The 8931-nt window shown below is 69.5% G+C and carries 10 protein-coding genes; 1 reads left to right on the forward strand and 9 read right to left on the reverse strand.

The features are described 5' to 3' along the window. Positions 1-784 (reverse strand): rod shape-determining protein (locus Q7P21_RS16845; RefSeq protein WP_304178021.1); only part of this gene is annotated, 784 nt, incomplete at its 3' end. 307 nt (positions 785-1091) lie between these two features. Between Q7P21_RS16845 and Q7P21_RS16850 the strand changes: the two genes are divergently transcribed. Continuing rightward, positions 1092-2615, forward strand: a complete 1524-nt coding sequence (locus Q7P21_RS16850; protein ID WP_304178023.1) for an ABC-F family ATP-binding cassette domain-containing protein — start codon at positions 1092-1094, stop codon at positions 2613-2615. A 10-nt stretch (positions 2616-2625) separates the two neighbouring features. Here the strand turns inward: Q7P21_RS16850 and Q7P21_RS16855 are convergent, their stop codons facing one another. The 8 genes from Q7P21_RS16855 to Q7P21_RS16890 all read right to left on the reverse strand — a co-directional run bounded on the left by Q7P21_RS16855 (position 2626) and on the right by Q7P21_RS16890 (position 8655). Further along, positions 2626-3258 (reverse strand): hypothetical protein, encoded by a 633-nt coding sequence (locus Q7P21_RS16855; protein ID WP_304178024.1) that lies wholly within the window; start codon positions 3256-3258, stop codon positions 2626-2628. A 10-nt stretch (positions 3259-3268) separates the two neighbouring features. Then, positions 3269-3976 carry an ABC transporter ATP-binding protein gene (locus Q7P21_RS16860; protein ID WP_304178025.1) on the reverse strand — a complete coding sequence of 236 codons (708 nt, stop codon included), beginning with the start codon at positions 3974-3976 and terminating at the stop codon, positions 3269-3271. Then, complete coding sequence (gene modB / locus Q7P21_RS16865) at positions 3969-4637, reverse strand: molybdate ABC transporter permease subunit (protein WP_304178026.1); 669 nt, start codon at positions 4635-4637, stop codon at positions 3969-3971. Before modB ends, Q7P21_RS16860 begins: the two co-directional genes overlap by 8 nt. Positions 4638-4646: 9 nt before the next feature. Continuing rightward, positions 4647-5444 (reverse strand): molybdate ABC transporter substrate-binding protein, encoded by a 798-nt coding sequence (modA, locus tag Q7P21_RS16870; protein WP_304171586.1) that lies wholly within the window; start codon positions 5442-5444, stop codon positions 4647-4649. Then, positions 5441-5962, reverse strand: a complete 522-nt coding sequence (locus Q7P21_RS16875) for a molybdopterin-binding oxidoreductase (RefSeq protein WP_304178027.1) — start codon at positions 5960-5962, stop codon at positions 5441-5443. Before Q7P21_RS16875 ends, modA begins: the two co-directional genes overlap by 4 nt. Positions 5963-5965: 3 nt before the next feature. Beyond that, positions 5966-6769 (reverse strand): TOBE domain-containing protein, encoded by an 804-nt coding sequence (locus Q7P21_RS16880; RefSeq protein ID WP_304178028.1) that lies wholly within the window; start codon positions 6767-6769, stop codon positions 5966-5968. Between the two features lie 121 nt (positions 6770-6890). Next, positions 6891-7727, reverse strand: coding sequence for a phytanoyl-CoA dioxygenase family protein (locus Q7P21_RS16885; RefSeq protein ID WP_304171592.1), 837 nt, complete (start codon positions 7725-7727; stop codon positions 6891-6893). A 46-nt stretch (positions 7728-7773) separates the two neighbouring features. Next, positions 7774-8655, reverse strand: a complete 882-nt coding sequence (locus tag Q7P21_RS16890) for a DMT family transporter (protein ID WP_304171594.1) — start codon at positions 8653-8655, stop codon at positions 7774-7776. Positions 8656-8931 lie beyond the last annotated feature (276 nt).

Here is an 8931-nt window from a genome sequence, read left to right on the forward strand (position 1 = left end):
GTTCGGCGAGAGCGTCGGCGGCCTGCTTCTCGCTGATGCGCACTTCGCGGGGCACGCCCTGCATCAGGTCGCGGCCCTTGACCTCGATGGCCAGGCCCTCGCCGTCGATCGGGGCGCGGGCGGTGCCGATTTCCTTCTTGATGCGCTCGGCGGTGGTTTCGCCGATCAGAAGGTTATGGTTGCGGCGCATGTAGCTGATGATGCTGTCGTCCATCTTGTCGCCGCCGACCCGCACCGAGCGCGAGTAGACGATGCCCGAAAGGGACAGCACCGCGACTTCGGTCGTGCCGCCGCCGATATCGACCACCATCGAGCCTGTCGGCTCGTGAATGGGCAGGCCAGCGCCGATCGCCGCGGCCATCGGCTCGTCGATCAGGCCCACGCGACGGCCGCCGGCGTTCAGGCAGCTGTCATTGATGGCGCGACGCTCCACGGCGGTGGCGCCGGACGGCACGCACACGATCACCTTCGGGTTCACGAAGCCCTTGCGGTTGTGAACCTTGCGGATGAAGTACTTGATCATCTCCTCGGCCACTTCGAAGTCGGCGATGACCCCGTCGCGCATGGGACGGATCGCTTCCATGTGGCCGGGCGTGCGGCCCAGCATCTGCTTGGCTTCGATGCCCACCGCGTGGACGATCTTGCGGCCGCCGACATTGCGCAGCGCCACCACCGAGGGCTCGTTGAGCACGATGCCCTTACCCTTCATGTAGATGAGGGTATTCGCAGTGCCGAGGTCGATAGCTATGTCGTTGGAAATGGCGCCGAAGAAGGACGAGAACATGCAAGGCCCTGAGGGGTGGGGGTCGGAGGTGGCCGGACTGCGTTGGCAAGCGACCGAGACGCCGCACCTCGAATCAGAGGCGCCTCAACGCTCCAGCTCCCGCACGCAGGACTCTCGTCCGTGTGCCCTGCCAATGGGTTGAATTCAAGGCTTAATGACAGACGGCCCGCCAAGGGCGCCCCTGGGCGGTCACAAGGTTGAGAGAGCTCTGCTGTGTCACCCCGGGGATACAGCCTTGCGGTTCGCGTCACGCTAGAAAACCGCGTTCGAAATTGCGCCCTCGCGAGGGAGATGCTGGGGATCGCAGATGTCACGCCAGGCCGTCCTCGGTGTCGAAAACGCCAGCTTTTTCTACGGGGCTACCCGCGTTTTCGAACATGTCTCCTTCAAGTTGGACAGCGCCAGGACCGCCCTGGTGGGCGACAACGGCGCCGGCAAGTCGACCCTGCTGAAATGCCTGCTCGGCGAACTGGAGCTGAATGAGGGCCAGATCGTCCGTTCGCGCGGCCTGAAGGTGGGCTATGTGCCACAGGAGGTCCCCGCCGCCTTCCTGGACCAGCCCCTGCGCCAGGTGCTGGAAGCCGCCTTGCCGACCACGGATGGTTCCGAGGACTGGAAGATCGACGTCCTGCTGGACGAGATCGGCGTCGCCTACGAGACCTCGCTGCAACCGTTCTCGGCCCTGAGCGGGGGCTGGCGCCGGCTGATGCTGATCGCCGCAGCGATCCGGCTGTCGGAGCCCGACCTCCTGATCCTCGACGAGCCGACCAACCACCTGGACCTGTCGAACATCAACACGCTGGAGGGATGGCTGGACGAGGACGCCAGCCTGCCCATGCTGATCGTCAGCCACGACCGGGAATTCCTGGAACGCGCCACCACCCGCACCCTGTTCCTGCGCGCCGACGGCGCCCATAGCTTCTCCGTCCCCTTCGTCGAGGCGCGCGAGGCCCTGCTGCACCGCGACGCCGCCGACGCCGTGCGTCGTAAGCTGGAGACCAAGGAGATCGAGCGCCTGGAGAAGGTGGCGACGCGCTATCGGGTCTGGGGGATCAAGAACGCCGACTTCCACAAGAAGGCCAAGGCCACCGAGAAGCGCATCGAGCGTATCGAGGCCGACCGCACCGGCGCCTATGTCGCCCGCGAGCGGAAGCTGGAGCTGCACGACGGCGAGATCGACGCCAAGATCGCGCTGAGGGTCTCCAACTACACCGTCAAGGTTCCGGACAATTCCCGCGACCTGTTCCGGATCGAGCGCCTGAGCGTGGCGGCCGGCGACCGCATCGCCCTCCTGGGAATCAATGGGGCGGGCAAGTCGACCCTGCTGACGGCGCTGGCCCAGGCCTTCGATCCGGACCTGGAGCACTATGACGGCCAGGCGCCGATCCGCTTCAATCCCCAGGCCCGGCTGGTCTATTTCGACCAGCGCATGGCCGACCTGCCGCTGAAGATGAGCCTGGTCGACTATCTCTGCGGCGCGGACGGCGCGACCCTCCGGGAGGCCAACGCCCTCCTGGCCAAGGCCGGCTTCGCCTATGCCCGGATCACCGGGCCGATCGGCAATCTCAGCCACGGCGAGCGCGCCCGCCTGGCCTTCCTCAAGATGAAGCTCGCCAAGCCCAACCTCTATCTGCTGGACGAGCCCACCAACCACCTGGACATCGAGGGCCAGGAGGAACTGGAGGCCCAGCTGGAGGCCTCCGACGTCGCCTGCCTGTTCGTCTCCCACGACCGCTACTTCACCCGCACGGCCGCCACCCGGTTCATCGAGATCCGCAAGGGCAAGCTGGTCGAGGTCGAGAGCCCGGACGCCTTCTTCTCGGCGCAGTGACCCGCGCGGGCTAAGGCTTCGAGCAGGCCGCGATCATCGCGTCGACGGTCTCATTGACCGAGGCGATCGGCACGAACAGCTCGGTCTGGCCATAGCCGGTCCAGGGCACGACATGGTCGAACGCCAGGTCGCGCAGCCCCTCGAGCCCCGCCAGCATCTTCTTGCGGCTGGGACTGCCCGGCCGCCAGCGGCCCGCCTCGCGCCAGATGAAGTCGGCGGTGAACAACAGCCGCGCCCCGCCGACCTCGACCAGGGTCGAGAACTGCCCCGCCGTGTGCCCCGGCGTCGGGATCAGCTGGACATCGCCCAGCACGGTCGTGCGGGCATAGGGCAGGATATGGTCGATGTGCAGCTGGTTGCGCCGATGGCCCATCGCTTCGGCCTCGATGACGCTGCAGAAGATCTCCGCGCCAAAGCGCTCGGCGATCTGGTTGGTCGCTGCGCCGCCCAGATGGCGGTCGCTGATCACCGCAGCCTTCACCCCGCCCCGCCCCGCCAGGGCGTCGAAGGCGTCCGAAATCGAACCGACGCGGCTGGCGTCCAGGATCAGATTGCCGGCGGGCCGCTCCACGAAGTGCGTGTAGCCATAGCCCTTCTCGCCATTCTGCGGCACGAGGAACACGCCCGGCAGAACTTCCCGCATTCGTCGCTCCCTAGAGTCCCAGCACCTGCGCCACCTCGCCGCCGGCGGCCAGGACCTCGGCCGGTGTCCCGGTCATCAGCACCCGGCCCTGGTCCAGCACGACGATACGGTCGGCAAGCCCCATGGCCTCGTCCAGATCGTGGGTGACCAGGACGATGGCGGCCTGGATGCGGCCGCGCAAGCCCTGGATCTCGGCCTGCAGGGCGCGGCGCGTGCGCCGGTCGACGGCGGAGAAGGGTTCATCCAGCAGCAGCACCTGGGGCTCGCGGGCCAGGGCCCGGGCCAGGGCCACACGCTGCTGTTGCCCCCCGGACAGGGCGGCCGGCTTGCGATGCTCCAGCCCGTCGAGATGCACCTGGGCCAGCAGGGCCCAGGCGCGAACCTTGCGCGCGGCGCGCGGCAGATGTCCCAGGGCGGCGGTGACATTGGCGAGCGCGCTCATGTGCGGGAACAGGGCGTAGGTCTGGAACACCAGCCCCACGGAACGCTTCTGGGCCGCCACGGCGACGCCGGCCCCGCTGTCCAGCCAGGTCTCGCCGCCATTGGAGATCACGCCCCGGGCCGGGCGACCCAGACCGGCGATGGCGCGCAGCAGGGTGGTCTTGCCCCCGCCAGAGGGGCCGACGACGGCCACCAGCTCCCCGGGCGCCACGGTCATCTCGACCTCCAGCGGAAAGGGGCGGGTCTGGGCGATGCGGACCCTCAGGCCGTCAGACATGCCGGCGCCCCACCCGCCCGGTCAGGGCGTAGCTGAGGCCGATGGCGGCGAGCGAGAAGCCCAGCAGCGCCGCCGACATGGCGCCGGCCGCCGCCTGATCAAAGGCCTGGGCGCGGTCATAGATGGCGATGGCCGCCGTTCGCGTCTCGCCCGGAATATTGCCGCCGACCATCAGCACCACCCCGAACTCGCCCAACGTATGGGCGAAGGTCAGGGCCAGGGCGGAGAACACGCCGGGCCAGGCGAGCGGCAGGTCGATCTTCCAGAAGGTCGTCCAGCGCGACATGCCGCTGACGAAGGCCGCCTCCCGCACCTCGGGCGCCACCGCCTCCATGGCCCGTTGGATCGGCTGCACCGCGAAGGGGATATTGACCACCAGGGACGCGGCCAGCAGCCCGCCGAAGTGGAACACCAGCCCCTGGCCGAACAGCGCCTCCCAGGCCCGGCCGAACGGCGAGGCGCCGCCCATGCCGACCAGCAGATAATAGCCCAGCACGGTCGGCGGCAGGACCAGAGGCAGGGTGATCAACGCCTCGACCACACCCCGCAGGGGCCCGCGCCAGCCGGCCAGCAGCCGACCGATCAGCAGGGCCGCCGGGATCAGCAGGGCGCAGGTCCAGGCGGCGAGCCGCAGCGAGAGCCCGAAGGCGGTCCAGTCCAATCTGAGTCCCTATTTCACGCCGATCGGCAGGGCGAAGCCATACTTGGCCAGGGTCGCCTTGGCCTTGGCGGTCTTCAGATAGGCGTAGAAGGCCCGGGTCGTCTCGCCAGCGCCCTTGATCAGCACCATGCGCTGGCGCAGCGGCTGGTGCCACCCGGCCGGTACAAGGACGTAGGTCCCCAGGCTGGAGACGGCGGGCGCCAGGGCCAGGGCATAGGGGATCAGGCCCGCCTGGGCCGAGCCGGTGGTGGCGAACTGGGTCGCCTGGCTGGCGTTCTCGCCCAGCACCAGCCTGGGCTGGGCGGTGTCCCAAAGCTTCTCGTGGATCAGGGCCTCGCGCGCCGCGCGGCCATAGGGGGCGTGGTCGGGATTGGCGATGGCCAAGGCCCTCAACCGACCGTCGGCGAGCGCCTTCCTGAGGTCCTTGAACCCGGCGTCCGGGGTGACCGGCGAGCCCTTGGCGGCGAACAGGGCCAGGCGGCCAATGGCGTAGAGATCACCGCCGCCCTCGGTCTTGCCGGCCGCGGCCAGGGTCTGGACATAGGACTCATCGGCGCTGAGGAACATCTCGAAAGGCGCGCCCTGCTGGATCTGGGTGGTGAAGTTGCCCGACGATCCAAAGGTCAGTTTCACCGTCTTGCCGGTGTCCTTGGTGAACTGGGCGGCCAGCTCGGTCAGGGCGAAGTTGAGGTCGGCGGCGGCCGCGATGGCCGGAACATCGGCGGCCCGCGCGGGCGCGCCTGCCCCCAGTCCAACGGATAGAAGCAGGGCGGCCAGCAGGCCTGCGCCAAATCGGCGACGGATCATGGGGTGTCCTTTCCATGGGAGGGGGCGGGCGCGGAGGTCGCCAGGCGCAACACCTCAAGCTTCACGACATTGCGGGCGGCGCGGGCCGGGCGCAGATCGCCCTCGACCACCAGCCGGAACGGGCCGTCGGCGGTCAGCGGCCCGGCTTCGGAACGGTCGGCGAGGATCACCCGGTCGGCCCGGGTCGCCGGATCGGTCTCGGCGAGGCTGATCGCCACCTGATAGCCGTCGGCGGCCGTCACCCGGATCACCGTGGCCAGCTCGGCGCCGTGCACCTGCTTGCCGGTCGCCGCCCCGACCCGCGCGACCAGATCGCCCAGGGGAACGCCCTGGAAGCTGTGGGTCTCCCCGTGCTGTTTAACCGTCACGGTGACGTGCGGCAGGGCCGCCAGGGCGGCGGCGTCCAGCTGCGCGGTCTGGCCGTCAGGCCCCACGAGGCTGAGGCTTTGAGCCAAGGCGGCCGGCGCGACGGCCAGGCTGCCGACCAGGGCGACCACGCCCCATCCCAAATTCCGCATCACCTACTCCACCGCCAGGATCACATGCGGCGCCTTGATCAGCGCCGTCACCGGGTCGCCGGGCTTGAGGTCCAAGGCCTGGGCGCTCTCGCGGGTGATGGTCGCCGTCAGGCACTTGCCGTCGGCCAGGTCGAGGCTGATCTCGCTGTTCACCGCCCCGTCCTCGCGATGGGCTACATGGCCGGCGAGCTGGTTGCGGGCCGAGGTGCGGATCCCCTCCCCCACAGCCAGGGTCACGAAGGTGGCCTTGATCAAGGCGATGGCCGGGCGGCCAGCCGCGAGGCCCAGTTGGGCGATGCTGTCGCGGGTCACCACGGCGACGATCTCCAGGCCCGGCGCGATGGTCAGGGTGACCTCACAGCTGACCGCGCCCTCGGTCACCGCCGTCACGGTTCCCCGCAAGGCGTTGCGTGCGCTTGTCCTCATCCCCAGGCTCCAGAACATCGTGCCGAGATCATCGTCGGGGGCGAGGTCCAGTCCCGCCTCCAGCCGTCCCAGGGCGGCGGCCAGCTCGGTCTCCACCCGGTGGAAGGCGGCGATCACCGCCCGACCGCGCGGGGTCAGGGTTGCGACCCCGCCCTTGGCGCCGCCGGCCTGGGTCATGATCAGTGGGGCCTCGAACAGGTTGTTCAGCGCCTGAACCGCGTCCCAGGCGCCCTTGTAGGACAGGTCGAGCCGCTTGGCGGCGGCGGTGATCGAGCCCAGGTCGCCGACCGCTTCCAGCAGCGCGATCCGCTCAGCCCCCACCCGCGCCCCGCCTTCGCGGCGCAGGGACAGGGCGGCGGTCAGGGCGTGGGGATCGGACAAGCAGGCCTCAGGCGTTGTGCAGGCCAACTACATAACGCCTGAGGCGGCGGTCCACCAGGGGGCGCCGTTCAGGTCGCCAGGTCTTCCCGCCGGCCCAGGCGGGCGGCGAGATCGGCCGATCCTATCCGTCCGTGCTCGCCGCCGCCTTCGCCACTGGCGCGACCCAGCCGGGCTCCAGCGCCTTGCGCGGATGCGACGCCGTCACCTGGCCCATGAACGGCGGCCAGATCTCATAGCCGAGCAGGGTCTGCAGTCGGGGCGACATGGCCGCCGCCATCTCGCGTGGGATCCCGAGATAGAAGTTCTCCTGTGTCCGGCCCCAGGGCTCGCAATACTGGTTGGTGTAGGCGAGCCTGGGCGCCGCGCTCCGATTGGCGCCGCCCCGGTGCATCAGGGCGCCCTGGAAGATCAGGGCCGCGCCTGCCGGCATGATCACCGGCCGCAACAGGGCCTCGGCCCGTTCAGGCGTCAGGGCGGTAACCTCGGCGCTGCTCCACAGGTGGCTACCGGGGATCACCTCGGTCGCGCCATTGGCGGCGGTGAAGGCGTCGATGGCCCCGATCAGGCTGAGGCTGATGGACGGGCGCGGCCGGGGCTGGCGATAGAAGCCGTCGTCGAAGTGAACCTGCTGCGCCGCCTCGCCGGGATAGATGCAGATCGCCTGGCTGGCGGTGAGCAGGTAGCCCGGCTGCAGGAACCGATCCAGCAGGGCCAGAAGCCGGGCCTCCTCGGTCAGGCGTTCGAACACCTGGCCTCGCGCCACCAGGGTGTAGACCCGCTCGGTGGTCAGGCCTTCGAAGCTGTTGCGGCCCAGGTGTGAGCCGAGGTGTGGGGCCAGCGCCGCGCGAGCGGCGGCCACCATTCCCGCGTCGATGAAGTCCTCGATGATCGTGTAGCCGTCGGTGCGCAGCCGCGCCTCATGGGCGGCGATGTCGAAGGCCCGCGATGATCCGTCCATGGCCCATCCTCCTCGCGCTCTGCGGCGCGTGCAGCGGGAGCATAGCTCAACCGAGCGCGGTCATCACCACGCCTGCCGCGGTCAACAGCCCCCCGGCCATCTGGCGCAGGGTCAGCTTCTCCTTGAACAGCCGCCGGCCGGCCGCCGCGGCGATCGGCGCCTCCAGCACGCCCACGGCCCGCACCGGCCCGGCCGGGGCCATGGCCAGGGCCGCGAACCAGCAGGCCGACGCCGCCGCGCCGAAGAAGCCCGCGCCCAGCGACGGTCGCCAGGACGCCGCCACCGCACGCAGAGACGAAGGCCGGACCGCCGCCAGGATCCCGCCCAGCAGCAAGGTCTGCAGGGTCTGGGCGACCACGACGCCAGCAGTCGCCGCGAAGATCGGGTGATGCGGCTCCAGCGCGATCCCCGCCTGGCGATAGCCGTTCAGGGCGAAGGCGAAGGCCAGGCCCGAGACCAGGCCCAGCAGCGAGCCCACGAACACCCCCTTGGCGTCGCTGGCGCGGGGCCAGGACAGCACCGTCAGGCCGGCGGTGGTGGCCGCTATGCCGATCCACTGCACCTCGCCCAGCCGGTCTCCAAAGGCGATCAGCCCCAGCAGGGCGCCCAACGGTAGGGAGGACTGCTGCATGAAGGTCGCCACCGCGAAGCCGGAGCGATGCATGGCGACCAGCAGGGCCGCCGTGGCCCCCACCTGGGCGACAGCGCCCACCGAGATCGCCACCCAGAACCGCAGCGCGAAATGCGGCTGGGCGGCAGGCGTCAGCACGGCGACCAGCACGAACAGGCTGATCGAGAACGGCAGGCCGAACAGGAATCGAACCAGGGTCGCGCCCCAGGGTCCGGCGTCGCCGATCAGGCCGCGCTGCAGCACATTGCGCGCGACCTGCAACGGCGCGGCGGCCGCCGTCAGGATGATCCAGAGCATTTCGTGACCTTGAAGGAAGGAGCCATGAACGCCCTCCCCTTCATGGCAGGGGACTCGCATATGACCGCAGCGCGGTTGCTCCCCTTTTGGGGGAACTGGCCCAAAGGGCCTGAGGGGGACTTTGACCCCCTCAGCTGACCTGCGAACGGCTCAAATGGACCATCAAGGGTCCCCTCAGTCGCCCAAGCGGGCGACAGCTCCCCCAAGAGAGGAGCAGCCAAGCCCTCGCAGATTTCCATATGCAATTCCCCTCCCCATGAAGGGAAGGGAGAGTAG

The sequence above is a fragment of the Phenylobacterium aquaticum genome (assembly GCF_947378715.1).
Classification (GTDB): Bacteria; Pseudomonadota; Alphaproteobacteria; order Caulobacterales; family Caulobacteraceae; genus Phenylobacterium; species Phenylobacterium aquaticum_A.

Bases quoted from the DNA above. Each gene is read 5' to 3' on its own strand.
- Q7P21_RS16850 (WP_304178023.1), top strand. From the start codon at position 1,092: ATGTCACGCCAGGCCGTCCTCGGTGTCGAAAACGCCAGCTTTTTCTAC.
- Q7P21_RS16855 (WP_304178024.1), bottom strand. From the start codon at position 3,258: ATGCGGGAAGTTCTGCCGGGCGTGTTCCTCGTGCCGCAGAATGGCGAG.
- Q7P21_RS16860 (WP_304178025.1), bottom strand. From the start codon at position 3,976: ATGTCTGACGGCCTGAGGGTCCGCATCGCCCAGACCCGCCCCTTTCCG.
- modA (WP_304171586.1), bottom strand. From the start codon at position 5,444: ATGATCCGTCGCCGATTTGGCGCAGGCCTGCTGGCCGCCCTGCTTCTA.
- Q7P21_RS16875 (WP_304178027.1), bottom strand. From the start codon at position 5,962: ATGCGGAATTTGGGATGGGGCGTGGTCGCCCTGGTCGGCAGCCTGGCC.
- Q7P21_RS16885 (WP_304171592.1), bottom strand. From the start codon at position 7,727: ATGGACGGATCATCGCGGGCCTTCGACATCGCCGCCCATGAGGCGCGG.
- Q7P21_RS16890 (WP_304171594.1), bottom strand. From the start codon at position 8,655: ATGCTCTGGATCATCCTGACGGCGGCCGCCGCGCCGTTGCAGGTCGCG.